This is a genomic window from Paenibacillus sp. URB8-2, from assembly GCF_013393385.1.
GTDB lineage: Bacteria > Bacillota > Bacilli > Paenibacillales > Paenibacillaceae > Paenibacillus_AQ.
Window position 1 is genome coordinate 3777744 of sequence record NZ_AP023239.1, and the last position, 24720, is coordinate 3802463.

The following is a 24720-nucleotide window of genomic DNA, read 5'->3' on the forward strand; positions in this document are numbered from 1 at the left end:
CGAACTTGCGCTATCTATTAGTGAATATTCGTATCCGAAACGGCGGCCGCCAGCCGAATCTTACACTAACGGATAATTTCCTCGATTTTCAAATATATGTATAATAAATTCAAAACACAATATCGCGGAGGTGTTTGTTTTGAAAAGATACCATCAGCTGGACTCCTTAAGAGGGCTTGCGGCGCTGACCGTCGTAATCCATCATTTTGTATTTATTTTTACAGGATGGCTGTGGCTTGAAGCGTTAAACTACACACCTTTGCGAATCTTGAAAGCCGGCCACGAGGCGGTAATCTTTTTCTTTGTCTTAAGCGGTTTTGTCCTGTCGCTGCCCTTCTACTCCGCTGATAAAAAAGTGAATGTCCCGCATTTTTTAATCAAGAGGCTGTGCAGAATCTATATTCCTTATATTGTCGCCGTCTTGTGCTCGATTTTGGCTTACCTGGCTTTTTACCGTCCGGGACCGGACTCCGGATTCAGCTCTTTTTTTCATGACGTATGGAGCACGCCCTTATCCTTCCGGCTGATTATGGATCATATTATTCTGCTCGGCAGCTTCAAAGATTACGCGCTGGACCCCGTTCTGTGGTCATTGTCCGTCGAATTAAGAATCTCGCTCGTCTTTCCCTTCATTATGCCTTTAATCAAGAACTTCGGTTGGAGGCCAAGTGCCGCTTTGGCTCTGCTCTTATCGGGTTCGTCAATTTTGCTCAACAACTTTGCGCATCCGGCAAATCCGAGTCCGATTTCCTCCAATCTCTATTTCACTCTCCACTATCTTTCGTTCTTTATCCTGGGAGCGCTGGTTGCCAAATATCGGGTAAATCTCATTTCAGCAGTGCTGCGGTTAAGTGTTAAAATGAAGTTTGCTTTATTGCTGCTCGGATTGATAGTATATGCCTACGCCGGTATCGGCGATGCTGTATTCAAACGACTGTTCTCCGCGGGCGGGGTTTGGCTGTCGCTGGCTGCCGATTGGGGAATCGCGTTTGGCGTTTGCATCCTGATTACGGCGACATTGTCTTCGCCCAAGATTTCAAATCTGCTCGGGAAAAAACCGGTTCGATTTCTGGGAGACATCTCTTACAGCCTATATCTTTACCATTCGGTGGCGCTGTTCTCCTGCATCTATGCTTTCCACAATCTGCTGCCTATGTGGGCGACGCTCTCCATCGCTATGTGCCTGTCGCTTCTCGCTTCCAGCCTGTCATACTATTTTATCGAAAAGCCTTCAATCGAGCTCGGAAAAAAATGGACGACCAGACCCCCTCGCAAGCTGGAGGAAGCGCAAGAAGTCGTTTAATATTCGCTGCCGCCGCTTAGCGCCGAATGAGGAAAGGAGCTTCTAAAATGTATGAATTAAAAACGAAAGAAAACGACAACAGTGTTATCGAGTTTATTGAAAATGTGGATCACCCCAAGAAGCGCGAGGACGCGTACATGCTGCTCGACATCTTTACGGAAACAACCGGCTTTCCCGCAAAAATGTGGGGACCCAGCATCATCGGCTTCGGCTCCTATCACTATAAGTATGCGACGGGCCACGAAGGCGATGCGCCGCTGGTCGGTTTTTCGCCCAGAAAAACCAAGATCAGCCTTTATCTTGCGCCTTATGATACGGAACGCGAAGCTTTGCTCGCGGACTTTGGTAAATATACGGCAGGAAAAGGCTGCGTGTATATCAATAAAGTCGCTGACATCAAGGTTGACTTAAAGCGCTGATTGCCCAATCGGTAGCGTTTCTGAAAAAAGCTTATCCGGACAAGTGAAACGCGAACGGACGAGTTCTGCACGTTGGCCGGGTCATCCCCGCTGCGGTGAGGACGAATTATAACAACGGCCGCTTCGCCTCTGCCCTTGCCGCGCCCAAAACCAGCTCGTTGTACAACCCTCCCTTGTCCAGCAGCTCCTCGTGGGTTCCCTGCTGGACAAGCTCCCCGTCCCGCAGCACAAGAATGCGGTCCGCCTGGCGGATCGTATTCAGCCGGTGGGCAATGACGAAGCTGGTGCGCCCCTTCATCAGGGATTGCAGGCCCTCCTGAATCTTCAGTTCGGTCACCGTGTCGATGCTGCTGGTCGCTTCATCCAGCACAAGCATGGCCGGATCAGCGAGAATCGCCCTGGCGATGGCCAGCAGCTGCTTTTGCCCCTGGCTGATTCCGCCTCCGTCCGCCGACAGCATCCGGTCGTATCCGCCCGGCATCCGCATGATGAAGGAGTGGGCATTGGCTAATCTGGCCGCTTTTTCCACCTCTTCGTCGGTGGCTTCCAGCCGTCCGTAGCGGATATTATCGCGGATGCTTCCCTTGAACAGGAACGTATCCTGCAGAACGAACGCCATTTGGCTGCGCAGGCTTTCCCTGCGGATGGATGCCAGATCCTTCCCGTCAATCGTAATGGTTCCCTTGGACGGATTGTAGAAGCGGGACAGCAGTCCGATCAGCGTCGTCTTGCCCGCGCCGGTCTGGCCGACCAGCGCGATCATCTCACCGGGCCTGGCCTCAAAACTGATGCCGCGGAGAGTATCCGCGTCTCCGTTATAGGAGAAGGAAACGCTCTGGAACTTCACCTCACCCCGGATTTGCCCGACCGAATCTGCGGCGTTCTCATCCTTGGCCTCCGTGTCCTCGTCCAGAACTTCAAATACCCGCTCGGCTCCTGCGATGGCAGACAGCACGCTGTTCCATTGATTGGCCAGATCGTTCAACGGCCGGGTAAACTGACGCGTGTATTCCACAAAAACAACGATGACCCCGATGGTAATCGAGCCCCTTATCGCCAAAATCCCGCCGAATCCCGCGACGATGGCAAAGCTCAGGTTGTTCAGCCCGTTCATGAGTTTCGGGATGAAGCCGGAGATCGACTGCGCCCAAAATCCGGAAAGCATGATCCGGTTATTCCGTTCCCGAAAGTCCGAGATCACCCGCTGCTCCTGCCCGAACGCCTTGATCACGCGCTGACCCGACAGCGTCTCCTCAATGTATCCGTTCAGCTCTCCCATGTTCCGCTGCCGCTGCTTGAACAGAGGGCCTGTCCGCCGCGTGATCCAGCGCATGCCGAAGGCCATAATCGGCACTACGACGAAAGTGAGCAGCGTCAGGAGGGGACTGAGCCACAGCATGACGACCACCGTTCCGCCCAAGGTCAGCACGCCGGAGAAAATCTCGATGGCCGAGCTGTTCAGGTTGGAGCTGACATTTTCAATATCGTTGGTCAGACGGCTCATGATTTCGCCCTGCTGCCGCCGGTTGAAGAAAGAGATTGGCAGCCGGTGCAGATGGGAGAACAATTCGGTCCGCATCCGGTACACCGTTTCCTGCGAAATCTCGATCATCCATATATTTTGCAGCCAGCTCGTCAGTGAATAAAGCGCATAAACCGCACCCAGTCCTGTCAAATAGAGCCCCCAATGGTTCCCTCCGCCCTCCAGGTAGATATCCACCGCCCTGCCGATCATAAAAGGCCCAAGGAGCGAGAGGCCCGAGCTGAACACCACCATGACCAGCACCAGGATCAGCTTGATTCTTCGCTCGGCCAGATAGTTCCACAGCCGCCACAGCGTGCTGGACCAGTCTTTGGCACCCGCCCCTCTAGGCTTCCGCCCCGACGACAATCCCTTGCTTTCGCCAAGCTCGAACACGGGACGCGGATGGCGGAACGGCTCAAGTAAGGTTTTGAACATTTGTCGTCTCCTTTCCATTCTGCGACTCGCATATGCTCCGGTACAAAGCGGATCGCGCAAGCAGCTCGCCGTGACTGCCCTTCGCAATCAGCCTGCCTTCGTCCAGCAGAAGAATCAGGTCCGCATTCCGGGTCGAGCTGATCTTCTGCGTAATGATAAATGTCGTGCAAGACATGCCTCTCAAGGCTTCCAGCAGCTCTCCTTCGGTGACCGCGTCAAGCGCGCTTGTGCTGTCGTCAAGAATCAGGATGGGGGGCTTCCGGACAAGGGCCCTGGCAATGCTGAGCCTCTGCTTCTGTCCGCCCGAAAGATTGACTCCCCGCTGTCCGAGTATCGTCTCGTAGCCGTCCGGAAGATTAAGCACTGTCGCGTGGATTTGCGCCGCCCGGGCGGCGGCTTCAATCTCTTCGAGGCTAGCGCGTTCATTGCCCCAGGCGATATTCTCCCGCACTGTTCCGGAGAAGAGCAGCACTTCCTGGGGCACGTAGCCTATGGCGCCGCGAAGCACGGCCAAATTCATCTGCCGTGCATCCTTCCCGTCAACCGTAATCATTCCCGCCGTCGGTTCGTACAGCCGGGGAATCAAGCCGACCAGTGATGATTTGCCGGAACCGGTCGCTCCCATAATAGCAATCCGTTCCCCCGGCCGGGCGGCAAACGAAAGCTCCGACAAGACTTCGATCTCGCTGCCCGGATAGCGGAATCCCACTTCCTCGAAGCGCACCTCGCCCCGGATGCGCTCGGCCTTCACGGGCTCCCGCCGGTTCTCCGTCTCTTCCGTATCGGATACCGCAAGCACTTCCGAAACACGCATTGCGGAGGCGCGCGCTCTGGAATACGCCGCGACAATCCCGGACAGAGCCGACAAGCCTCCGATCGTCCGCAGCGAGTAATTGATCACAGCGACGGTCTGTCCCTGCGTGGCCTCGCCGGCGGCGATTTCAATTCTGCCGTACCACAGCAGCACAAGAATGCCTCCGTTCATCATCAGCAGAATGAATGGCATTGTCGTCTCCGTAAGCCGCAGCGCGGATACCGTACTTCTCATAAGATCTTTGCTGTAACCTGCAAACCGGCCGATCTCATGGCTCATACGAACAAAGACGCGTATCAGCCGGATACCCGTCAAATTCTCCTGCACGACGCCGTTTACCCCGTCCAGCTTGCTCTGGACCGCACGGAACATCCGCGACGATTCTTTCATTAGGACGATCAAGACAACAATCATAACCGGCACACTAAGCGCAAGGATCAAGCCCAGCCTCCACTGGACGACAAGCCCCATAATCACGCTGCCCAAGACCACAAGCGGAATGCGCGACATAAACCGCAGGCCTGAGAAGACCATATCCTGCAGCTGCGTCACGTCTCCCGTCAAGCGTGTAATCAGCGTTGAAGCCGCAAACCGGTTAAACGCCTCATACGAAAAAGACTGCACCTTCCCGTACAGCTTGTCCCTCAGATCGAAGCCAAAGCCCTGGCTGGCGTGCGAGGCGAAAAACGAACTGAGAATGCCGGCGGTGAAGGCTAAAGCCGCGCTTCCAACCAGTATGCCGCCCCACAGCCAGACGACGGCAAGATTCTGCTGCCGGATGCCGTTGTCGATGATTTTGGAAATCAGCAGCGGCTGCGACAGTTCCACCGACAGCTCAATGAGCATCATAAGCAGCGCAAGAACGGTCGCGGCCCGGTATTTTTTTAGAAACGTAAGAACATTGGACATGCGCCTTCCTCCGTAATCTGCTTCTCCCTATTCGTACAGCGCATCGCGCAAACGAGTGGACATCGCCTGTCCCCCCGCCGCCTTCAGCGCGGCCTTCCGCAGCGCCCTGTTGCTCCGCTCCATCTCTGCAAACTCTACGATGAGTTCATCCAGCAGCGCCTCGGCCTCCGCCGACAGCTTGCCGTCCGCTTTCAGCTTCGCGATCCGTTCCTTGATTTCATCCGATTTCTCCGTCATCCTATCCCGCTCCTTCCTTAACCGGCGCTGCTTATTATGTTCGCACGAAAAAACCCGCACTGTCACAGACCGGCAGGTTTTTGTACAAATATAAGAATTTTCCTAAAAGGACAGCGAAGCCGTTTCTTCTTGCAGCATTATGCAAATGCTCTTAATTGCTATTTTAACAGATCGGATCTGCAAATAACCAGTCTCCCCCTTTTTCTCTGGCCTCTCCCGCTGGGAGTATGATACTCTAATATGGTCGCATTTTTCAGGAAGGGACAGATGGACAGTGGCACAATTGTTTTTTAAATACGGTTCAATGAACAGCGGCAAATCGATCGAGATTCTCAAGGTTGCCCATAATTATGAAGAACAGGGCAAACCGGTGCTTATATTCACCTCCGCCATCGACAATCGGGATGAGGTCGGCTATGTTTCCTCCCGGATCGGTCTCCGCAAACAGGCCCTCGCCATTGACGAGAACACGGATATTTTTGGAATCGTAAACGCCAGCCAGCCGAAACCGTACTGCGTGCTGATTGATGAATGCCAGTTTCTGAACAAAGACAGTATCCTTCAGCTGGTTCGCATCGTCGATGAACTAAACATTCCGGTCATGGCCTTTGGCCTCAAGAACGATTTCCAGAACAATCTGTTCGAAGGCAGCAAATATATGCTGATCTACGCCGACAAAATCGAGGAAATGAAGACGATCTGCTGGTTCTGCGAGCGCAAAGCGACCATGACGCTGCGGGTCGAGAACGGAAAGCCGGTATACAGCGGCAAGCAAATCCAGATCGGCGGGAATGAAGCCTATTATCCCGTGTGCCGCAAATGCCACAAAAATCCGCCGCTGTAGCTCATTCGAATGGCCGCAGCTTCAGCTTCTCAAATGCAAACAGGGCCTTGGCTAGGATATTCCTTTGCCGGCCCTGTTTGACTATTCCATCGCATTTATATAAATCCGGTTACGAGCTTGTTAATTGCCCGCTCCGAGTTCACTTCAAGACAGATGTTCACATCGCTTCCCCTTAATGGATGGGGTCTCCGGTCGGTGACTACCATGCCGGCGGTAAGACTTCCGCTGCATTCAATTTCAGCTTTCAAGGTCTGTATCTTGACAAGACTTGGATCAATTGCAACCAGCAGCGCCAGTGGATCATGAAGCGGACAAGCGTCAATGAAATCATTTACCTGCGTGTAGAAATTAAAGTAATAGGCCAGTGATGCCCGCAAAAACTCCACAACCTCCCGGCAATCCTGACGCGCATTCCGGTCCAGCCAGTCGAGGTGCTGCATCGTCAGCTTCGCTTGCAATGTCACATCCAGCCCGACCATCGTCAGCGGGAGCCCCGACTCAAACACAAGCGCCGCCGCCTCGGGGTCCACATGGAAGTTCGCTTCGGCTACCGGCGTGACATTTCCGTGGGCGAATACGGTTCCTCCCATCATCACCACGTTTTTAAATTTACCGCGAATGGACGGGTCTTTCTCAAGCGCAAGTGCCAGGTTGGTCAAACTTCCAAGCGTAACCAGAATCATTTTTCCCGGCTGCTCATTTGCTTTGCGTATGATAAAATCAGCCGCGGATTCCTCAAGAGGAAGCTGGCTCGAAGGCGGAAGCTCCGCGTTCCCGATGCCGTTGTCTCCGTGGACATGCACGACCCGTCCTCCCCATTTCCGCTCAAGCGGCCCGGAAGCACCCGGGGCTACAGGAACATCGTAACCGGGATTCGCGAGCTTAATGAGCCGCAACGTATTGTCGGTTGCTTGTGCAACGTCCGTGTTGCCAAATCCGGTGCAGATGCCTTCAATATGAATATGCCGAGATTTCAACGCATAGAGAATGGCAAACGCGTCGTCAATTCCTGTATCGACATCCAGAATAATATGATGTTTGTTTGGCATCATGTGCCTCCCCCCATGAATAGATGAATAGATGAATAGCATGAACAGTTCACAGACTGGAATTTATCCTTTTTCGGCGCCGGCTGTCAAGCCTTCCGTCAGGAGGCGCTGAAGAAGGATAAACAAGAATGTAATCGGAACGGCGATTAGGACGCATCCCGCAGCAAATGTAGTGAAATCCGTGGCTTGCCGCGTATTGATCATATCGAACAATCCGACGGCCAGCGTCTTCTTCTCCGGTGTCCGCAGAACGAGCTTGGCAAAGATAAAGTCAGTGAACGAGCCGGCAAAGATACTGAGCGCCGTATACACAATGAGCGGCGTGGATAACGGCGTAACGATGCGGAAGAAAATGTTCAGATGACCCGCCCCGTCGATTCGCGCCGCTTCTACCAAGCTTTTGGGAATGGTATCAAAGTAGCTTTTGGCAAAGAGAAAGAACAAAGGCGCTCCCGCCGCATAGACGAGAATGACCGCAAAATGTGTGTTGAGCAGGTTCATCAGATTCAGCAGAATGAATACGGCAATCATACTCATAAATCCGGGAAACAAGCCCAGAACCATCAAGGTGCTCATCATCGTTTTCCGTCCGGAAAAACGGAAGATCGAGAATGCATATCCGGGGAGCAGAGTCAAGATTGTGCCGATTACAGTGGTGGTCACGGCAATCTTCAATGTATTGATATACCACTGGGCAAAATCATATTTGTCAAACAAATTGGCATAGTGGCCGAACGTAAAGGATGTCGGAATCAGCGCTTCGCTGTATAGCGAGTTGCCAGTCCTCAAGGAAGACATTAAGACCCAAAGGGCAGGATATACGGAGAAGACGCCCACAACAGCAAGCAGTACATAACTGATCGTTAGCCAGATCGATCCTCTTGTTTTACGGCTCATGACGATGTGTCCTCCTTAAACGCCTTGGTCCGGCGAACATTCCAAATCGCGAACACGGACAGAAGAATGAAAATAATGATCCCGATAACGGACGCGAAGTTGTACTGCCCATTTTCCATGGAAAGCTTGTACAGCCAAGTGATCAGAATGTCGGTGTTCCCGGCATACTGGAAATCGCCGTTGACCGGATTGCCGTTGGTCAGCAGGAATATCACATTGAAATTGTTCATATTCCCGACGAAGGACATAATGACAAGCGGCGCCATCGAGTACATCACGCTCGGGAAGGTAATCAGCCGGGTCTTCTGAAAAGAGCTCGCGCCGTCGATATCGGCCGCTTCATACATATCTTTCGGGATCGTTGACATAATTCCGATAATCATGAGCATCGATACCGGAAAGGCTACCCAGAAATTCGCAATAACGAGCGTGACCTTCGCCCATGTCGGATCGGACAGCCACGGAATTCGGTCGATGCCCAGAAGCCCGAGATATTGGTTAACCGGACCGAACTGGCCGTTAAACATATTTTGCAGAATCAGCATCGAGACAAACATCGGTATGGCGTAAGGCAAAATGAATAGAGTGCGCCAAAACGATTTAAAGCGAATGCGTTTTTGCTGTACGAGCAGCGCAACCGCGAACCCGCCGAAATAACCGGTAAGTGTCGCAACAATCGCCCATATTATGGTCCATAGCGTGACACTGTAAAAGGTGCGGCTCCATTCCTTCATCCGGAAGAGATCCTTAAAGGCTTCGAAGCCGGTCCAGTCCAGCAGATGCGCCGGAGGCGTATTCGTGGCCGTATAGTTCGTAAAGGCAATCAGAATCATGAAGACAATTGGCATAATGGTAAAGAAAAAGACACCCGCCAGCGGAACCGCCAGGATCAGATACGGGAAACGGTAGGACAGCACAAAGCTGACCGTTTGTCTGAATGTATTGGGCACCTCCCCCAATTCCCGCATTTTTCCGGTACGGTAGGAGTCCTTAATATTCATCACATAAATCCATAGGAAAATCAGTGCGACAAAAACTGTAACCAAACCCTCGATCATGAGGAAAACGGAATGGTCCCCCATGACTTGCTTATAGAGCCTGCCCACTTTTTTAAGCTGAGTCTCGGTCTCGCCAAGTGTGGCAAGCCCCCATACCGCATGAGGCAGCCGAAAAATAAAGGTATACAATGCCAGCGCATGAACAGCCAGTAAAATAATCCCCTTCATATACTGGCGGTTATACAATTGTCCCAATCCCATGGCCAGTGCCGACAATACCGCCGCAGTCCTGCTGTACGTTCTGGTTAGCTTGGAAGGGTTACGTTCCATAATGAACTCCTGCATCCTCCTTTGGCCTCCTTTTAATGAAATGCGATCACCCGTTGACAACCCAGGTGACCGCCCACACTCGCAACTTTCGCTTCTATCTGCTATTTCTGATTGGCTATGTCCGATTTCAACTTCTCGGCAGCCTTGTCCATGGCGGCCTTGGGATCTCCGCCTTTCCAAACCTCGGCTACAGCGGCATCCAGCGCCGGCCATACATACTTGGTTTCATAAAGGCCGGGGAATCTGTGGCTGCTTGCAATTTGCTTAAGGAAGCCCTGAGTCAATTCATCATTGCGTATTCCCTGTTCGGTTCCGGTGATATCGGCTGCTGGAAGCGCGCCGGTCAGCTCATTGTTTTTAATTTGCATTTCTTTGGTTGTAATGAAATTTGCGAAAATTTTCGCAGCATTCGGATATTTGCTGTACGAGCTTACGTAGTACCCGGTGCTTCCCGCAAGCGGCATTGCATTCTCTCCACCAGGCAGCTTCGGCATTGGAATTACGCCTACAGGAAACGGCTTCTTGTTTTGCTCGCCGATCGCCCAGCTTCCATCCATAGTAATAGCGAGCTTGCCTTGCTCCCAAAGGCCTTCTCTAAGGTTCCCGGTGGCATCGGCCAATTCAAGCGGGATAATCTCGTGAAGGGATTGAATGAACTTCATCCCTTTCACGGAACCTTCGTTATTGATTCCGATATCATTAATATCCGTTTCATTATTTCCGAAGATGTATCCGCCATATCCCGTCATAAAGGCGACGTCAAAGGCAGAGGTCTTGGGCTCATACAAGAATCCGAATTTATTGTTCTTCACATCATTGAATTTCTTGGAGAAGGCGATGATATCATCCCATGTCTCAAGCTTCGCGTCTTTGACAAGATCTTTATTGTAGTAGAGGCTAAACGTGTATACGTTCCAAGGATAACCGTACAGAATGCCATCATGGGTAGCTGCGGCAATCGTGTCCGGCTTATTAATACTTTTGGTCTCTTCTTCAAAATAGTCATTCGGCAGCACGAGGCCAGATTGAACGGCATTCGCTACATCGGGAGTTTGAAGCCCGAACACGTCCGCGCCTACGCCAGCGGGTCCGTCAGTTGACAGCCGTTTGATACTGTCCCAGTAACCGACATCTTCAACCGTAACTTTGATGTTATACTTTTGTTCAAACTCTTTGATTGCATAGTCCGTGAAAGGCTTCAAGTCAGTAGTAAACGTCCAAAATCTTAGTTCCGCCCCTTCTTCAGGCTTGAACTCGTCGTTAGCGGCAGCATCATTAGTATTGGTCGGCGAGTCCGTTGCATTGCTTGCCTGATTTCCGGAATTCGTCTTCGCATTGCCGCCGCAAGCGGCCAGCGTGAACAGCATTAATGTAGACAGCATTACAAGCCCCAGCTTCTTTTTCATGAATTATCTACCCCTCTGCATATAATCAGTTGTTTACAAACCTTTTATCCGATTGAAGCGAGCACACCATTCCAGACGTCACTATTCTAATCAAGCTTTAGCCAGTCACTGTCATGCAACTCCCCCTTACAATAATGTCATGAGGAAGAAATCTTTTTTCCTTCATATACTCTTCTTTTTCCTTGATTTGCTGAAGCAGCATTTGGGCTGCCTGAACGCTAATTTCCTGAATGGGCTGCCGAATTGTCGTAAGAGGGGGCCGGTAAGATTTCGCAAGGTAGACATCATCGAAACCCATTATGGAAATATCCTCGGGAACGCTAAGCCCGTGTTCTTCCGCCGCCCGAATCGCTCCGATCGCGACCATATCGCTCATACAGCAAATGGCGGTAGGCCTGTCCTCTCTTGGAAACAACTTCATGCCGTTCTCATAGCCGTGCTCAATGTCATAATCATTTGCAAAAATCAGCGATTCTTCGTACTCGATTCCGTAGTCGGCCAGCGCCTGCCTGTAGCCGGACAACCGCTCGACTACTTGGCCATAGATATGGGGACCGCCGAAAAATGCGATTCTTCGGTGACCGGTCTCAATCAAATACCGGGCCGCATCATACATGGCTTGATAGTTATCAATATTAACGGACGCGAAACGCTTGGTCTGATCCGTATGCCCGGCAAACACCGCAGGGATTGGAAAGTTGTCGAAAAACTCTATATGATGCGGCTTGGGATTAGAGGTCATTAACAGCACGCCGTCCACGTACTTGTCTTTCATGAGATTTAAATAATCCTTCTCAAGACCAGCATCACGCCTTGTATTACAGAGCAGCGTCGTGTAGTTGTGCTTGAAAAACTCTTCTTCAATAACACTTACAAACCTGGAAATAAATACATTATCAATACTTGGAATGAGAACACCGATAAGCTTGCTTTCCTTCATAACGAGACTTCGGGCAACCGAGTTGGGGTTGAAGTTAAGCTCTTCCACCACTTTCATGACTTTCTCCCGTATCGCTTTGCTGACAGGCTTGCTTTTATTGAGAACCCGTGAAACGGTTGCCGGCGATACATTAGCTCTCAAGGCAACATCTTTGATTGTAATGCTCATGATTTCCTTCCCACCCCTCGCATCTAAGAAACGTTCAAACCCGGGATATGCGGTTAAGCGCATCACTTAGAAAATCCAGGAAATCGTTTTCCCGAAATGTTATCCAAGTGATTAGGTATTTGTAGTTGGCTGCATACCCTTGCTAAATTAACTACCAATCAACAGGAAATCGATTTCCGATATGCCCTTTGTCACTTTAAATAACAATGTTTGTTACGATAGTGCGAATTAATTAAGAGAAATGTACATGATTTCAACCGCAAGAGCAACTAAGTTTACATCATATTGTTTAATTCGACAGATTATCTTCTATTTCTTTATGCAAAATGCATAATTGACACGAATTTTGTCATGTTACTTTCGTGTTATGTTCATAAAAACAAGAAAAAAGCTGCTTTTCAGCAGCTGTTAATAAAGACTTTATTTGGAATGGGAGCTCAGCTATTTTTCAATATAAAAGGATTAAAAAGGAGAGCGAAAGAGTAATGAGGAGGCATAACCGTTATTTCAAATACCGTTCCTTAATGATTTTTAGATGATGAAGCTCGTGTCCGATCAGCAGGCAGGCCTGCGCCCTAGCCGTAATGGGATGGCCGTTCGTATTGCCTTTGCGGGTCCACGCTTCCTCCGGAATGGACTCAAACAAAGCCAGCGTCGATTGGCGCGTGGCTTTATATTGCCGGATCAGCTCCTCCAGCGAATAGGAATCAAACCCCGCTGCATTCACAAAATCATTCTCATCATACCCGGGAAGCGGCGTCTCATCTGCTCGGGATAACCGGAGCACTCGATAGGCCATAATACGGTCACTGTCGGTCAAATGGCCGAGCAGCTGCTTAACGCTCCATTTTTCCGGGGCATACCGGTACCCCCCTTGCTCCTCGGTCAATCCTTCGAACAAAGCGAATGCGGCCTCCGATTGTTCCTGCAGCACTTCGGCAAACCCTCCTTCTTCCGACACCAACTCCATATAATTCTGGTTAAATTCAGCATATTCTTCCTTTTTCGGGCGTTGATTCATAGTAATTCTCCTCTCAAATTCAAAATAAAAGAAATTTTTGGGGAAAAGTGTAATTTTCTGTTGTTGAATTGTATATTATTCGTTATACTAATTTCAAGAATTAGGAAATGAAAAGATTGTTCATTTGGGAGTGTATATTTGAATGGATTTTGTGCTATTTCTTGCATTCTCAATCCTGGAAACATGCTCTATGTTTTATATGCTTTTCAGAATTTTCAAAATTGATCTGTACCCAAAAGAATTTATTTTCGTCGGATTTATTTTAGGCTTTTTCTCTTATGTGCTGCGGCATGATTACAATTTAGTCCTAGTAGATATCGCATTTCAATATATTCTGACTTTTTGTTTTTTATGGCTGCTATTTCGAATACATATTTTTTATTCCACAATTATGACAGGTATGGCTTATCAAGCATACTTCCTGATTCAATCCCTATATTATTTGATCCTGAACTTGAGTAACTTCTACTCATTGAATTCATTCTATACTATATCGACGTACATTTTACAGACAGTTAGTGCAATTACTGCTTTTTTAATTGGTAGGTATATTAGTAAAAAACGAAAAGGCTTTGATTTTATTCCCGACAAGCCAAATGGAAAGATCCCTATTATGACTAGAGAGAAGATTTTGTTTGCCTTGAGTTTGCCTTCAATTCTATTGTTCCCTTTAATATATTCCTTTGCAACCAATCATTTAGATTATTTTATCCTTCTGCCTATTTCTTATGGTTTCCTGTTATATGTATATATCTACTTTTCTTACAAAAAGGATCGCGGTGACAATGAACAGTTTAGCTAACAAAATAGCAACTGCCATTAAGAAAACCAACCCTGAACAAACCTGTTCTATTGAAGTCATGCAATACTCATTAGGAATAATATTAAACACTACTCTTATACTATTCATGACTATGATTATTGGTGGAGCTACTGGGCATCTTACAGACTCATTGATTTTTCTGTTTAGCTTCGCTCTACTTCGCTTTTGTTCTGGAGGATTCCATTTAAAAACACCTGCATCCTGTAATATCGTTACAACATTATTAAGCACGATAACGCCACAATTATTCACATTGACAAATCGCTCACTTTTAATATTAAACATCATCAGTTTTATTATTATGATGCTGTTTTCGCCGAATCCTGATCGAAATGCTCAAATCCCAACAAAGCTGTATCCCGCTTTAAAAATTTTTTCTCTTCTATTAATTGGATACAGCATTTTTTCCCGTTCGCCTGTAATAGGACTGGCTTTTTTTGTCCAGTCTTTAACAGTAATCCCTTTAGTAAGGAGGTTTAGACAATGAAAAAAACTGTTGCAAAATATGCTTCTTCTGCTCTTGCAGTATCTGCCCGTTTCTTCACTTCGGTTCTGAAACCGGCACTCAACAGTCCTGAAATCCCGCAAGAATTGCGCAAGTAATCGTTAAGGGTGGGGAAAACATGCGTGTTCTACTAAAAGACAATTCCTCCCGGGAAGTTCGCGAGGAAGAAATATTGTATTTCTCCAATTACAAGAATACAATATTCGTCCACACGAAAGAAGGCGAGTTTGTTCTCCCCACAACTTTGTCTGATCTCTATGTCGCATATGGGAGTCGAGGCTTCGAGCGTCTAGATCGCAGCAATGTCGTCAATATGAACAATCTTAACGGCTATGATGCCCTCCGAAAGGTTGTGCTCTTCTATCCGGGAGATCAGTTCGCCACGGTTTCGGAGTCGAATGAAGTTCGTGTCCGAAAGTTCCTTGCTGCAGCCGACAAAAAGCTGTAATCTCTGTATCGATTCATCCATTATAAATAGCGCTACAAATTGCCTGTCAATTTGTGGTGCTATTTTTATTTTCAGCTTCACAAAACAAAACAATTATTATGCCATATTATCCATGATATGTAAAGAAAAATTGAGGGGGAGAATGAGAGGAGACAAGCAGACATATAAATGGTACCATTTGGAAAGGATGTATTTTCGAACTATTTAACTTATGGAGGAATCTAATGAACTATCATTTTACTCCTTCTCCGCGCCCCTCCTCACTTGAAATGTTGACGAATGAACAGCTGTTGAACATCTATGAATTGGCGGTACAGGCGAAGGCATCTCCCGAATTTATTGAAATTATCGAAGACGTTCTGTCCAAGAGAAGTCTGGAGCATTCCGAGCGTTTATAACCCAATTCTATCTTTTTTAATAACTGGGCAGCGCCTTACAAGTCTGCTCTATCTTAATCTACATATCTTTTAAATATTCTCATTTGAGGCAGACCCTTGTGGTCTGCCTTATTTATCTCATTTAAATCCGCGAAATAAGTCTTGTGCAAGATATCAAATAAACCTCCAGCTTTCGTTACAACATTAATCACGAAGTTTCCAGCCCCATAGGTTTCCTTCCACATTTTTTTAATAGGCGTATAAGACCCATCAGGTTTTATTTTTACGTATGACTCGTTATCATTAGATTTAAGAGGAATTATATAGTCTCTTGGAGTTACAGATAAACTGTATTTATCCCAATAATTAGGGCTTAGGTAAGTAGGATATGTATATCCTATTTTTTGATTGGTAAATATAGAATATATTCCTCTCTCCCCCGGATATACCCTGAACACTTCGTAAGTATAATTCTTATCTAATTGAACATAGGCGTTCTTATAGGTAACTACTTTGGTTAAGGTTTTTTTGTGTAATTAAATAATAAAATGTACGAGTCGTGATCAGTATCTTTTGATGCAGCATTAAATGATAAAATATCACCTGATTTGTCTTTATAAGTATAAGTGTCGCCTGATTCTCCGCCAACCCCATAATTTGGTAAGTCGATTGTTCTACTAAGTTTTAAGTCTACTGTTTCACCATCGTTAATTAGTTCAATTTTCTTAGGAATACTATAGTATTCTACTTGTCTTTTACCATTCGTAAAGTAAACCAACTTTACATTTACCGATTCACCAAACCCATTTCCCAAACTAAATCCAATCGTCATCTTTACATTTTGAAGCTTACTGAAATTTTCATTCTCCCCAAAGACAGAGCTAGGTAAAGCTATTATTCCGCATAATAAAAAGATCAAAAACAAATAGTTTCTCTTTCTCAACACATTAATACACCCCAGTTTAATTTATAAAATTAAAGATATAATAGTTGGAGCAGGATCTCAGGGCTTTTCTTTTTATTGCAGCAATTAAGTTAACTCCCAAACTTCTCTACGTACTCGTTGAACTTCTCCTCCATCTTCTTGTCGGAGAGCGATTTGAATAATGAAGTGATTTTATCGGTGGTACCATTAACAAAAGTAAGTTCGTTGTACAATATGTAATCCCAAAATAAAAACCCTTTATCTCCATTAATGATAACTGGAGCAGACTTATGAATGATACCATGTTGTCTCCCTAGTCGATTGAATATTTCTTTGATAGTGGTTTCTATATAAGTTGAACTGAAAATCTTTATACCTGAAGAAGTAAGCGGTCAATTACGGCTTGAGGAGTTCGGTTGATGCTTTTCATAAAAGCGGCCACATGGGAACGAATGACGTAGAACTTTTGGAAAAACACATTGTTCACGACATCGTGCTTTAGCCATTTCCACAAACCTTCCGTGGGATTGAGTTCCGGGCTGTACTTGGGTAAATAAACCAACTGCAATCGGGCGTGCTCCTTGAGAAAAGGCTGGATTTCATCGGCATGATGAATGTGGGCATTATCCAGTACAACCACGACCTTGCCGGAATACGTCTGTAAAATGTCGGTCAAGAAGCGTTGGAACGCTTTCGCATCCAGTTTTTCTTCTTCCCGGTGAAGGACATGGCCGGTTTCGTAATCGATCGCTGCAAACAGCTTGGCACCCTGATGCTGGCCATACGTCTTGCTTTTTCGCTGTTGTCCTCTCGGAAACCAATTGTACTGTAAGGCTAGATAGGCCCGAATAGCCGATTCGTCTTCAAACAGCAGATGATCCACTTTTCCTTGATCTAACTGTCTTTGAGCTCAGGTAGCGTGACTTGGCGAAACTGCTCTTGCTCCTCTGGATTGGCCTTTGCCAAAGTATAGGTGGCCTTCGTGTAGCTGAAGCCAAGGCGGTTCAGCATTTTGGAGACGCCTTTGAGCGTGTAGTCTTCGCTATACTCCCGAAGAATCCAGGCACGAATGAGTTTTAACGTCCAGGTATACTTCGCTTCAAAGCCAACATCGACAGGGCGTTTCTCAGCGATGACTTGCTTCAGCCGTTCCTCTTGCTCATTCGAAAGTCGCTTGGAACCACCCGGATATTCACCCAATTCAAGACCTTGCAGTCCGTTCTTACGGTAGTTCTTCCAGTATCCGCTGATGGCCGGAAAGGATCTGCCCAAAATATCGGCAATTTCGGTGAGGGTCCGGCCCTCTAGATGCAGCCTTATCGCCAAATATCTTTCATACATCCGGGTACTTTCCGTTTCCTTCATGGCTTCTGTCAGTTTTCCGATCTCTTGTTCTGTAGTCATTTAAATCTCCGCCCTTTCAGGTTCTTTCTTACCTTTTACCCGATTCTGGCGGTCCTTAATATTACGAGTTCAATTTATATATGACAATTTCTTTGGCAGATATAATTCTCTCTTTCTTATGCTGCTCATTTTCTTGATCCATTTATTGCTCCCTCCTAATTGTCTCCTATTTGAGGTGAAGATTCTTACCAAAGTCACTCCATTCATTGACCTTGCCATTTACGAACGTAACACTAGATAAGCCATAATACCAAACTTCTCTATCTAATAATTTGTTAACTGTATCCGGTGTTCCCATAATCTCTTTGACTGTTGCTTCCGAATCGCCTTCCTCTATCGGTCAAAGAGAGTCTGTGATAAAAATAAGATTACTCTGAACCAAAGCTTTAATATTTTCTATAACTGTTCCATTCTTTTTTTCAAGAATAACTTTATCTTTCATTAAGCTTTGTAGCATAATAATTCTCCCAGTTTTGATTTTAGATAGTGATGCGTTAGGATTATTTTACCATGTAAAATAGTACGAGAGTAGGGGGAGCTTGGATTCACAAAACATGCATATAAAAGTGTAAAAGCGCCAACCCCAAAAGAGATTGACGCAATTTAAATCTAATTTATAGGCAAAACAACAAATCAATTAGAACTAAATTCTCCCTGTATTTCTCAACGACTCCAAATAATATTCGTATTGCGGATTACCAAGCTTACAGTCTTTTTCAGGGATACCCTTGAGGATAATAAGATCTTGTAAAAGATTCTCACATACACCTTGTAAAGTAAAACCTGAGATATGCTTTTTATCGACACTTTCAAGAACAATCCTAAGCTTTTTCCCCTCTTGAATATCTCTCCATAACAATTGGGATACTAATTCTTCTTCATTGTCATAAATAACAGGATTACTGGAATGCATAAGGGAAAATTCTCTATGCATTTGCTTCTCGTTATCATTGTAAATGGAAGATAAGACCTCGGTATCAGTAATCTCATAAAAACAAACCATATCATTATACGAGACAGAGGGATCTAAAGATAAGCTTTTAAAAGAATCTTTATCCAGTTCCAATACTTTGTAGTGTTGCTTTAGTAATTGATGTGCTTCAGCCAATGTGTATTGGCAGGGAAAACCAGATTTTTTAAAAAGTTCATCTAGATCTTTGTACATTTTCTTCCCCCTAAGTTTTGTCAAAAAAATGAATGTCCGCCAACTCTATTCCATGTATGATAGTGAACAATGTAAGTAAATCCATGAACTTGATTACAAGATAATTCTGGGCCCGCAGGTGTTCTACCTCCACCAGCAGTTTGTGCTACAAGTGCTGCTAAAGCGGCTGATTTAGACCATACATTCTGATTAGCTGTAGTAAACATTGGATTAACAAGTCTAGCAGCAGCATCGACTAAAGGAATCGCGTTGCCAATCCAAACCTTACCTGACATCAACTTAGCTTCGTAGTGGTCATATTGTTTATTTCTTAAACTTTGAGCTATTTCAGTAGCAACAACATAGGTTACTCCCGCAATAACTATAGCTGTACCAGCAGCAAGTAATTGAGAAATGAGCCATTCACCAATTACGACACCGATTGGTATCAACCAAACAAATGACGCCTCCAATTTATCTTGCTCAATTTTGTAACTTTCATTTGTTTCAATATCAGTGAATACAGCGTCGATATCTCCATTTTCTTTAACATCATTTATTACAACATTATAAGTTCTTTTATTTTCATTTGTCACTTCTGATTTTTCATTCGTTTGTAGTGTAATCTTTTTTGTTGATTTATCCAACTTCATTTTACCTATATACCCGGCGAAAAATAAATTGAGTTGAGCGATCATGCACAACCCACAAAGAAATAAATTCCAGTATAATAGTCTTCAATACGATGATTATTGGAGACGATACAAATGAGTGTACGAGTTGGTGTGGCAGAAGAACACAAAGCAGCAGCCATTCTGGAAATCAAAGCCGCGATGAAAATAAACAAAGATTTACGGATGCACGAAAGGTATCAGACGATCCTCCTGCTGTTACTTGGCGAATCCTACGAACGAATTTCCGAAGTGACAGGACGAACGGTTGCGACCTTATATAACTACAGCAAAGCTTACCGAGAGCAAGGGATGCAGGGGCTACAAATCGGACGTCCTCCAGGACGACATCGCTTGTTAACTGCTGAACAAGAGCAACAAGTGTATGAAGTGATAACGAATCAAACGCCGAGGATCAAGGATTTCCTTCCCAGATGAACTGGACTTCTCCACTCGTTCGGAAATGGATCGAACAAAAGTGGAATATTCGGTATTCGGATCGAGGGACACGAGACCTTTTGTACCGTTTGAAGCTTAGCTTTACGAAGCCGACCTACACACTGGCTAAAAGCAGACCCACAGAAACAAGAAGAATTCAAAGAACACTTTCAGGAGTTAAAAAACTCCTCGCTGGGCGCATCGACCGGATTCTGTTTGAAGATGAGTCCATGATCCGGGATTACCAAGCGCTTTCTCGTACCTGGTTTCCCAAGGGGCAGCAAAAATCATTCCCACCTACGGCAAGCATTGGGGAGCGAAGCTGATCGGGACGCTGGATTATGAATCCGGCGAAGTGTTTTGCGTACAAGAAGAACAGTATACCGCCAAAGAATTCTTGTCCTTTCTGGAACGCGTCTTGGAAAAGTATGAAGGCGACCGAATCGTGATGATTTTGGACAATGCACGAATTCATCACGCAGACCTCATCCAGCCTTTTTTAAAAGAATATCAAGCCAAACTCACCTTGGTTTATTTGCCTCCGTATAGTCCGAATTTGAACATGATTGAAGAATTGTGGGGCTGGTTAAAATCATCCGTAATTCATAATGTCTTCTTCGACTCGGTACAAAAAATTCGCAAAGTTGTTCAAGGATTTATCCGTTTGATTAATGAAACGCCCGCTGCCACAGTTGAACGCTTATGTCTTCAATTCTAAATATTAAATGCCGAATATATATAATACTTTTCTCAGGTTTTTTATCCTTCGATTTATCAACCTTAGTTGAAGAACTATCCCCTAAACTAGTATCATCATTAGGAATTTCGGTTTGGATTTCTAATACCTGATCATTATTAGTTACAACTTTATAATTGGAGGAAAAAGGGTCTGTTTGCGCACTTTCAGCAAATACTTGCGATTGAAAAGCAATACAAAATACTATTACAAATGAAAGAATACTAGAAATCCATGCTTTTTTCGAGATAATTTTCTTCAATTAACTCAACCTTCTTTCAATTAAAATGATAATGAACCATATCCATATACTTCATCATAACCTTTGCTACCTAAATCTTTTGATATAGCAATTAAATCTTTTCTTATTAAACTTATGAGATTTAAATCTTTTGGATATTCACTTCTCTTAAGTAATTTAGCAATCAGCCCAGTTACATAAGCAGAAGCAAATGAAGTGCCATCATATACAGCATATTGATTGTTAGGTGATAAAGTGAGTATATCTTTTCCAGGTGCGCTAAAATCGATTTTCCCAACTGCTGATGAATTTAGAGAATGGCTTGAACTATCAATTGCAGTTATAGAAAAGACATCTTCATAGGCCGCAGGATAGTCAACAGATATACCATAGTTATTCCCAGCAGCAGCTACAATGATAATCCCTTCATTAATTGCTTTTTCAATTACTGATTCTAAATGTTGATTTTCTCTTTTAATTCCAAAACTTAAGTTGATAATATCGACATTATTTTCTATGCACCATTCGATTCCTTTTACAAAATCATTAATATCTCCTTTACCTGAATCATCCAATATTTTCACCGAATATAATTCTACATCAGGCGAAACACCTACGATTCCAAAATCATTATCATTTGAAGCAATAATTCCTGCTATTGCAGTACCATGACCAAGAATATCGAATACTGGTTTATTAGGTCCCTCAGCATTAAATTCGATTATTTTACTTTGTTTTAAATCTTCATGATTTTTATCAATTCCACTATCAAGAATTGCGACTTTTACAATCTTTCGATTTAATTGATTTATATCTGATTTTATATCAGGTTTTATATTTAGACTAATCACACCCCAAGGAATTTCTTGTTTTGTTTTTAAATCAATGCGATTCAAATTTTCCCGAGTAATTACTTCATATGTTGTTGTTTTTTTGTTACTAAAATCAATTTGGAAAACTAAAACAATAATTGAAATAATAATAATTAATACTAAGATTATTACTTTATGTGCTTTTGTTATAAAATACACTCCTTTTTATGTATAATTAGATAAATATAGCTCCTTTCCTGATTAAAAACTTATTTTGTATCATATATTCCAATTATTCTCAACCTTTTATTTAATTTTTTTTAAAAGTTTTCACATATAGCTAATGATTTCGATAGTTATTTTCCTTAATTTTCTTTTTATGGGGTATATTATTATGTGATTAATTGGAAAAAATCTGCTAATTTCACTCGTTACAAGTACTAAAAAAGCATCAGGAAGAATTAATAATAAGTTTTGAGAATTAGAATTATCCTTGGTTAATAACAATCAATAAATTTACGGGTTATGTATTCTATATTAAATATTATCGGGCTTCCCGACTCCGCCATCCGCGAAGCGGCCCTGCGGGTGCGCTCCGCCGTAAGAAATTGCGTTTAGACATCATCGACTTTTATTGCCAAATTCCTATCTAGAATAAAAAGCCAACCTCCTAAGAGATTGGCGAGTCAATTAACGCTTTGTTTTTCGTTCTTTTTGTAATCCACTTAGGACGTTATTCATCGGTTTAAACCATTCATGCTTTTCTTTAATTGATTTCTGGGACAAGTGAGTGTACTTACCCACCATACGCAAGTCAGAATGCCCCATAATCTCAACCAAATAACGTTCACTTCCACCATTCTCCAAGAAATTCATATGTCTAAGTTGCTCAGTGGACTGTGCTTTTGATATTTCCGTCCCACTTCTTCGTCAGTGAAATCGAGGTATGCCTTTTGTGTGACCTCGACCGAGGAATGCCCCAAGATTTTAGATAAGGTGAACCAGTCGCCGCCATTGAGGATATAGTATTTGGCTGAGTTGTTACGCAGTTGATGAGGATGAATATCTATATTGACCCTTTTCCCCGCTTCACGTAACGCCTTCTCAAAATTTCTAATGTCTAATTGTGTTCCCCGTGTCGTTGGGAATACATAAGGGCTATTAGAGTAGCGATCATGATACTTAAGCCAACTTCTCAGCTCTAGTCCAAGCTTTGGGCTAAAATACACGAATCGTTGCTGCTTGTTCTTCGGATTCGTTATAAGGATAGATTTATGCTTAAAGTCAATGTGCTCAGGCATAAGCGCCAAGCATTCTCCAATACGCATGCCTGTGTCTAACAAGGTTAATGTAATGACCGAGTTCCTGTAATCGTGAAATTTTGAGGTATCAAATTGATTAAGCACACGCTTGATATCCTCTGGGGCAAGCATCTTTTTAATTTTACGCTGTACCTTGGGATTCTCAATTTTCTCACATGGATTCTTTGTGATTTCACGTTCTGTATCATAAAGCCAATTAAAGAAAACCTTTATATTTCGTACATAGTTAGCCACTGTTACCGTCGATACTTGCTTGTTGTAATCAGAGCGGTTATGAGGGAAGTTTTTATTGATCGAAGCCTCATTGGTGACAACCGAATACTTTCCACGCTCCTGAATGTACTTGATATAATTTCGAATGTGTCCCGATTGAACCTTTAGTACCTCGGTGATTACAAACTGATTTTGTAAATATGCTGCCAATAATTTTAAACTCTGCTCATAGCTGGCTAAAGTCTTTTTTGCCAAATTGCGGGAAGTACAGTAAAGCATGAAGTTATCAATCTGAAACTCAAAATCGGTCATAAAAAAAATCCCTCCATGGATAGTTTCCGCACCCAATAGAGAGATGAATTTATAGTGTAACCAGTCAGATGTTTATTGGTTTACAATCATCCCAAAAAGATATTTATGGGCATAATTGTTTTTGCACCAATAATTCCCAATACCGTCAAATCCCTTGCTGCTCATTGATCCTTACCCTTTCACGACACCTTATGCTCGATCCGCAGCTTGTCGGCAACCATCGCGATGAACTCGCTATTGGTCGGTTTGGATTTGGAGATGTTAATGGTGTAGCCGAACAGGTGGCTGATGGAGTCGATGTTCCCGCGCGTCCAGGCGACCTCGATGGCGTGGCGGATAGCCCGTTCTACGCGTGAAGGCGTTGTCTTGAATTTTTCGGCAATGGCCGGATAGAGCGTTTTCGTAATGGCGCCGAGAATTTCAATGTTGTTGTACACCATCGTGATTGCCTCGCGCAAGTACTGATATCCCTTAATATGCGCAGGTACGCCGATTTCATGTATGATCGAGGTGATATTGGCATCCAAATTTTTACCTTTGGACAGCGGTACAACATTGGATTTGACCGACGAGAAGATCGGAGAACCGGAAGATGAAGAAGAGGTCATGACGCTGCCGTTCTGGGTTCCCACTAGCTGTCTCACCCGGTTTGTTAGCACTTCCATATCGAAAGGCTTCAAGATATAATACGACGCTCCGAGCTGCACTGCCCTTTGAGTGATATTCTCCTGGCCGAAGGCTGTCAGCATAATGATTTTAGGTTGGGGATTCAAATCCATTTCCCGCAGACGTTCAAGCACGCCTAATCCGTCAAGATGCGGCATGATAATATCAAGGATAAGAACATCGGGAATTTTGCGCGCCTGGCTCAGCATTTGAACCACTTCTTCACCATTATATGCGATTCCAGTCACTGTCATATCTTCCTGCTCCGAAATATATTCAGCGAGCAAATTGGTAAATTCCCGATTATCATCGGCCAACAACACTTCAATATTCTGCACTGGTTGTTTCCTCCTTAAAAATATCTGCTTTGTAAAACAGCGTTTATCTT

At 44.8% G+C, this 24720-nt stretch carries 24 protein-coding genes and 2 pseudogenes; 8 read left to right on the top strand and 18 right to left on the bottom strand.

Annotated elements, in window-relative coordinates:
* Positions 1 to 139: 139 nt before the first annotated feature.
* Positions 140 to 1303 carry an acyltransferase family protein gene (locus PUR_RS17460; RefSeq protein ID WP_179036347.1) on the top strand — a complete coding sequence of 388 codons (1164 nt, stop codon included), beginning with the start codon at positions 140 to 142 and terminating at the stop codon, positions 1301 to 1303.
* Positions 1304 to 1350: 47 nt separating this feature from the next.
* Positions 1351 to 1769 (top strand): annotated as a pseudogene (locus PUR_RS17465) (DUF1801 domain-containing protein).
* 59 nt (positions 1770 to 1828) lie between these two features.
* Here PUR_RS17465 and PUR_RS17470 read toward each other — a convergent pair.
* From PUR_RS17470 to PUR_RS17480, 3 genes are read right to left on the bottom strand one after another with little or no spacing between them, the layout of a single operon-like run.
* Entirely contained in the window at positions 1829 to 3682 is a 1854-nt protein-coding gene (locus PUR_RS17470) for an ABC transporter ATP-binding protein (RefSeq protein ID WP_179036348.1), read from the bottom strand.
* On the bottom strand, positions 3663 to 5405 hold the full coding sequence (locus PUR_RS17475; RefSeq protein ID WP_179036349.1) for an ABC transporter ATP-binding protein: 1743 nt from the start codon (positions 5403 to 5405) through the stop codon (positions 3663 to 3665). The genes PUR_RS17470 and PUR_RS17475 overlap by 20 nt, the downstream gene beginning before the upstream one ends.
* A 27-nt stretch (positions 5406 to 5432) precedes the next feature.
* Entirely contained in the window at positions 5433 to 5642 is a 210-nt protein-coding gene (locus PUR_RS17480; protein ID WP_179036350.1) for a hypothetical protein, read from the bottom strand.
* A 274-nt stretch (positions 5643 to 5916) separates the two neighbouring features.
* Between PUR_RS17480 and PUR_RS17485 the strand changes: the two genes are divergently transcribed.
* The gene (locus tag PUR_RS17485) at positions 5917 to 6486 is read left to right on the top strand and encodes a thymidine kinase (RefSeq protein WP_179036351.1); all 570 of its coding nucleotides are present in this window, start codon (positions 5917 to 5919) and stop codon (positions 6484 to 6486) included.
* Positions 6487 to 6581: 95 nt separating this feature from the next.
* Here PUR_RS17485 and PUR_RS17490 read toward each other — a convergent pair whose 3' ends face one another.
* The 6 genes from PUR_RS17490 to PUR_RS17515 all read right to left on the bottom strand — a co-directional run bounded on the left by PUR_RS17490 (position 6582) and on the right by PUR_RS17515 (position 13295).
* Positions 6582 to 7538, bottom strand: coding sequence for a nucleoside hydrolase (locus tag PUR_RS17490; RefSeq protein WP_232101546.1), 957 nt, complete (start codon positions 7536 to 7538; stop codon positions 6582 to 6584).
* A gap of 60 nt (positions 7539 to 7598) precedes the next feature.
* Positions 7599 to 8432 (bottom strand): sugar ABC transporter permease, encoded by an 834-nt coding sequence (locus tag PUR_RS17495; protein WP_179036353.1) that lies wholly within the window; start codon positions 8430 to 8432, stop codon positions 7599 to 7601.
* Entirely contained in the window at positions 8429 to 9775 is a 1347-nt protein-coding gene (locus tag PUR_RS17500) for a carbohydrate ABC transporter permease (RefSeq protein WP_232101547.1), read from the bottom strand. Before PUR_RS17500 ends, PUR_RS17495 begins: the two co-directional genes overlap by 4 nt.
* A gap of 86 nt (positions 9776 to 9861) precedes the next feature.
* Positions 9862 to 11166: a sugar ABC transporter substrate-binding protein gene (locus PUR_RS17505; RefSeq protein ID WP_179036354.1), complete on the bottom strand. Its 1305-nt coding sequence runs from the start codon at positions 11164 to 11166 to the stop codon at positions 9862 to 9864.
* 97 nt (positions 11167 to 11263) lie between these two features.
* Positions 11264 to 12274, bottom strand: coding sequence for a LacI family DNA-binding transcriptional regulator (locus PUR_RS17510; RefSeq protein ID WP_179036355.1), 1011 nt, complete (start codon positions 12272 to 12274; stop codon positions 11264 to 11266).
* 502 nt (positions 12275 to 12776) lie between these two features.
* Positions 12777 to 13295: a DinB family protein gene (locus PUR_RS17515; RefSeq protein ID WP_179036356.1), complete on the bottom strand. Its 519-nt coding sequence runs from the start codon at positions 13293 to 13295 to the stop codon at positions 12777 to 12779.
* A 785-nt stretch (positions 13296 to 14080) separates the two neighbouring features.
* On the opposite strand from PUR_RS17515, the gene PUR_RS17520 reads away from it, so the two are divergent.
* The 4 genes from PUR_RS17520 (at position 14081) to PUR_RS17530 (ending at position 15469) form a co-directional block, all read left to right on the top strand.
* The gene (locus PUR_RS17520) at positions 14081 to 14605 is read left to right on the top strand and encodes an accessory gene regulator ArgB-like protein (RefSeq protein ID WP_179036357.1); all 525 of its coding nucleotides are present in this window, start codon (positions 14081 to 14083) and stop codon (positions 14603 to 14605) included.
* Positions 14602 to 14721 (top strand): cyclic lactone autoinducer peptide, encoded by a 120-nt coding sequence (locus tag PUR_RS26585; protein WP_442953729.1) that lies wholly within the window; start codon positions 14602 to 14604, stop codon positions 14719 to 14721. Before PUR_RS17520 ends, PUR_RS26585 begins: the two co-directional genes overlap by 4 nt.
* Positions 14722 to 14741: 20 nt before the next feature.
* Positions 14742 to 15071 (top strand): LytTR family DNA-binding domain-containing protein, encoded by a 330-nt coding sequence (locus PUR_RS17525; protein WP_179036358.1) that lies wholly within the window; start codon positions 14742 to 14744, stop codon positions 15069 to 15071.
* A gap of 224 nt (positions 15072 to 15295) precedes the next feature.
* Positions 15296 to 15469: a sporulation histidine kinase inhibitor Sda gene (locus PUR_RS17530; protein WP_179036359.1), complete on the top strand. Its 174-nt coding sequence runs from the start codon at positions 15296 to 15298 to the stop codon at positions 15467 to 15469.
* 496 nt (positions 15470 to 15965) lie between these two features.
* Here the strand turns inward: PUR_RS17530 and PUR_RS17540 are convergent, their stop codons facing one another.
* From PUR_RS17540 to PUR_RS17560, 5 genes are all read right to left on the bottom strand, one after another.
* A complete protein-coding gene (locus tag PUR_RS17540) occupies positions 15966 to 16394 on the bottom strand; it encodes a hypothetical protein (RefSeq protein ID WP_232101548.1) in 429 nt (142 codons plus the stop codon).
* A 349-nt stretch (positions 16395 to 16743) separates the two neighbouring features.
* A protein-coding gene (locus PUR_RS17545; RefSeq protein WP_269474671.1) for an IS630 family transposase occupies positions 16744 to 17777 on the bottom strand; the annotation gives its coding sequence in 2 pieces (ribosomal slippage) (positions 16744 to 17274 and positions 17277 to 17777; 1032 coding nt in all).
* 166 nt (positions 17778 to 17943) lie between these two features.
* Entirely contained in the window at positions 17944 to 18114 is a 171-nt protein-coding gene (locus tag PUR_RS26590) for a hypothetical protein (RefSeq protein WP_442953845.1), read from the bottom strand.
* Positions 18115 to 18420: 306 nt separating this feature from the next.
* Positions 18421 to 18942, bottom strand: a complete 522-nt coding sequence (locus tag PUR_RS17555) for a hypothetical protein (RefSeq protein WP_179036363.1) — start codon at positions 18940 to 18942, stop codon at positions 18421 to 18423.
* Between the two features lie 20 nt (positions 18943 to 18962).
* Positions 18963 to 19619: an SAR2788 family putative toxin gene (locus PUR_RS17560; RefSeq protein ID WP_179036364.1), complete on the bottom strand. Its 657-nt coding sequence runs from the start codon at positions 19617 to 19619 to the stop codon at positions 18963 to 18965.
* A gap of 87 nt (positions 19620 to 19706) precedes the next feature.
* On the opposite strand from PUR_RS17560, the pseudogene PUR_RS17565 reads away from it, so the two are divergent.
* A pseudogene (locus tag PUR_RS17565) lies at positions 19707 to 20748 on the top strand (IS630 family transposase).
* Here PUR_RS17565 and PUR_RS17570 read toward each other — a convergent pair.
* From PUR_RS17570 to spo0A, 4 genes are all read right to left on the bottom strand, one after another.
* Positions 20699 to 21028 (bottom strand): hypothetical protein, encoded by a 330-nt coding sequence (locus PUR_RS17570; protein ID WP_179036365.1) that lies wholly within the window; start codon positions 21026 to 21028, stop codon positions 20699 to 20701. The pseudogene PUR_RS17565 and the gene PUR_RS17570 sit on opposite strands and share 50 nt — an antisense overlap.
* A 20-nt stretch (positions 21029 to 21048) precedes the next feature.
* A complete protein-coding gene (locus PUR_RS17575; RefSeq protein WP_232101549.1) occupies positions 21049 to 22038 on the bottom strand; it encodes a S8 family serine peptidase in 990 nt (329 codons plus the stop codon).
* 653 nt (positions 22039 to 22691) lie between these two features.
* Positions 22692 to 23666: a tyrosine-type recombinase/integrase gene (locus PUR_RS17585; RefSeq protein WP_179036367.1), complete on the bottom strand. Its 975-nt coding sequence runs from the start codon at positions 23664 to 23666 to the stop codon at positions 22692 to 22694.
* Positions 23667 to 23845: 179 nt separating this feature from the next.
* A complete protein-coding gene (gene spo0A / locus PUR_RS17590; protein ID WP_124697545.1) occupies positions 23846 to 24670 on the bottom strand; it encodes a sporulation transcription factor Spo0A in 825 nt (274 codons plus the stop codon).
* Positions 24671 to 24720: the final 50 nt, after the last annotated feature.

Bases quoted from the DNA above. Each gene is read 5' to 3' on its own strand.
- PUR_RS17500 (WP_232101547.1), bottom strand. From the start codon at position 9,775: ATGCAGGAGTTCATTATGGAACGTAACCCTTCCAAGCTAACCAGAACG.
- PUR_RS17510 (WP_179036355.1), bottom strand. From the start codon at position 12,274: ATGAGCATTACAATCAAAGATGTTGCCTTGAGAGCTAATGTATCGCCG.
- PUR_RS17480 (WP_179036350.1), bottom strand. From the start codon at position 5,642: ATGACGGAGAAATCGGATGAAATCAAGGAACGGATCGCGAAGCTGAAA.
- PUR_RS26585 (WP_442953729.1), top strand. From the start codon at position 14,602: ATGAAAAAAACTGTTGCAAAATATGCTTCTTCTGCTCTTGCAGTATCT.
- PUR_RS17585 (WP_179036367.1), bottom strand. From the start codon at position 23,666: ATGACCGATTTTGAGTTTCAGATTGATAACTTCATGCTTTACTGTACT.
- PUR_RS17525 (WP_179036358.1), top strand. From the start codon at position 14,742: ATGCGTGTTCTACTAAAAGACAATTCCTCCCGGGAAGTTCGCGAGGAA.
- PUR_RS17555 (WP_179036363.1), bottom strand. From the start codon at position 18,942: ATGTACAAAGATCTAGATGAACTTTTTAAAAAATCTGGTTTTCCCTGC.
- PUR_RS17560 (WP_179036364.1), bottom strand. From the start codon at position 19,619: ATGATCGCTCAACTCAATTTATTTTTCGCCGGGTATATAGGTAAAATG.
- PUR_RS17470 (WP_179036348.1), bottom strand. From the start codon at position 3,682: ATGTTCAAAACCTTACTTGAGCCGTTCCGCCATCCGCGTCCCGTGTTC.
- PUR_RS17530 (WP_179036359.1), top strand. From the start codon at position 15,296: ATGAACTATCATTTTACTCCTTCTCCGCGCCCCTCCTCACTTGAAATG.
- PUR_RS17495 (WP_179036353.1), bottom strand. From the start codon at position 8,432: ATGAGCCGTAAAACAAGAGGATCGATCTGGCTAACGATCAGTTATGTA.
- PUR_RS17505 (WP_179036354.1), bottom strand. From the start codon at position 11,166: ATGAAAAAGAAGCTGGGGCTTGTAATGCTGTCTACATTAATGCTGTTC.
- PUR_RS17475 (WP_179036349.1), bottom strand. From the start codon at position 5,405: ATGTCCAATGTTCTTACGTTTCTAAAAAAATACCGGGCCGCGACCGTT.
- PUR_RS17515 (WP_179036356.1), bottom strand. From the start codon at position 13,295: ATGAATCAACGCCCGAAAAAGGAAGAATATGCTGAATTTAACCAGAAT.
- PUR_RS17490 (WP_232101546.1), bottom strand. From the start codon at position 7,538: ATGATGCCAAACAAACATCATATTATTCTGGATGTCGATACAGGAATT.
- PUR_RS17520 (WP_179036357.1), top strand. From the start codon at position 14,081: ATGAACAGTTTAGCTAACAAAATAGCAACTGCCATTAAGAAAACCAAC.